This window comes from Nocardioides sp. (assembly GCF_034670285.1).
GTDB lineage: Bacteria > Actinomycetota > Actinomycetes > Propionibacteriales > Nocardioidaceae > Nocardioides.
In genome coordinates this window covers 1-1,688 of record NZ_JAXMNS010000571.1, presented here as the reverse complement: position 1 = coordinate 1,688, position 1,688 = coordinate 1, and the positions used below count along the sequence as shown (strand labels likewise).

The following is a 1,688-nucleotide window of genomic DNA, read 5'->3' as shown; positions in this document are numbered from 1 at the left end:
GGAGTCGGACCAACGAGATCAGCCAGGTGATCGCGGCGTCACCGCCCGACCGACCCATCCCGGTGCTCGCGTCGCTGGCGCCGGGTGAGCTGGCGGCGTGGGCTGACTCGCCCCGAGCATCAGCCAGGGACGCCGCAACTCGTGTGCGAAGCCAACGCGTGACGCCCACCGGCACCAAGCTCTTCACGATCAGCGCTGAGGGCAGCTACGACCTCCCGAAGGCCGCCCGGCGCGCCTACGACAACGCCGTACGACGCATCGAGCGGACGAACCCGGGCTGCAAGCTGCCGTGGGGCCTGCTCGCCGGCATCGGCCGGGTCGAGTCCGACCACGGCCGCTACGGCGGTTCGCAGCTGGGGGTGGATGGCGTCTCGCGTCCGCTGATCATCGGCATCGCGCTCAACGGGGTGGGGCCGGTCGCGGCGATCCGCGACTCCGACAACGGTCGCCTCGACGGTGACAAGGTCTGGGACCGAGCTGTCGGACCGATGCAGTTCATCCCCACGACCTGGGCGGTGTCCGGGGTCGACGGCGACGGCGACGGGGTCGCGGACCCCAACGACCTGGACGACGCAGCGCTCGCTGCGGCGGGCTACCTGTGCTCGAACGGCGCGCTCACCGACGACGCCGCCATGCGTCGGGCGGTGTTCACCTACAACCACTCCGACTACTACGTCGACCTCGTGATGGCCTTCGCCGCCGGCTATCACACCGGGGTCTTCGACATCCCGGCCCCGCCGGTCGAGCCCGAGCCGGACGTCGTGACGGTCGCGCAGGCCTCGAAGTCGCCGAAGTCGCCGAAGTCGCCGAAGGCACCCAAGGCACCCAAGGCGCCGCAGTCACCCAAGGCGCCGAACTCGCCTGGGTCGTCCAAGGACCCGAAGGGGCCCAAGAACCCCAGTGGGCCCGCGAACCCCGGTCCGGTGAAGACCCCGGCCCCGACGCCGAGCCCCAGCCCGAGCCCGAGCCCCGCCCCGGAACCCGAGCTCGAGCTCAAGTCGGGAACCGGAGCCTGGACGGCGTGCGGTGACGGCTGGTGCCTGTCGGGCTTCGCCCTCGACCTCGGCCCGACCACCCAGCTCGCCCGGGCGGCGGCGTCCGACCTCGACGGCGACGGCACCATCGAGATCAACCGCGCCGAGCTCGACGGGCTGGTCGGCTCGACCGTCACCATCCAGGTCGAACGGGGCACCGCGGTCGTCTACACGATCCAGGGCAACGGCTACCGCAACGCGGACGGGTCGTTCGCGACCTGACGCATCTCGATACGCCGGTGCCTCGCTGCGCTCGTCCCGGCTACTCGATGACCAAGGACCTGCTGGTCGTCGAGTAGTCGGCTGAGCGACGAAGGAGCGGGCCGGCGTATCGAGACGCAGGCCGCGCGGTGCTCGATGACCGGGGTCGGCATCTCGATACGCCGGTGCCTCGCTGCGCTCGTCCCGGCTACTCGATGACCAGGGACCTGCTGGTCGTCGAGTAGTCGGCTGAGCGACGAAGGAGCGGGCCGACGTATCGAGACGCAGGCCCCGCGCTGTTCGATGCCCGGGGTCGGCATCTCGATACGCCGGTGCCTCGCTGCGCTCGTCCCGGCTACTCGATGACCATGGAGCTGCTGGTCGTCGAGTAGTCGGCTGAGCGACGAAGGAGCGGGTCGACGTATCCAGACACAGGTCAGCCCGAGTAGTCGG

At 70.6% G+C, this 1,688-nt stretch carries 1 protein-coding gene; it reads left to right on the top strand.

Features of this window, described 5'->3' with window-relative positions; all coding sequences use genetic code 11:
- Positions 1-1,256, top strand: a 1,256-nt coding sequence (locus tag VOI19_RS19170) for a lytic murein transglycosylase (RefSeq protein WP_323794522.1), incomplete at its 5' end; no start/stop codon positions are given.
- Positions 1,257-1,688: the final 432 nt, after the last annotated feature.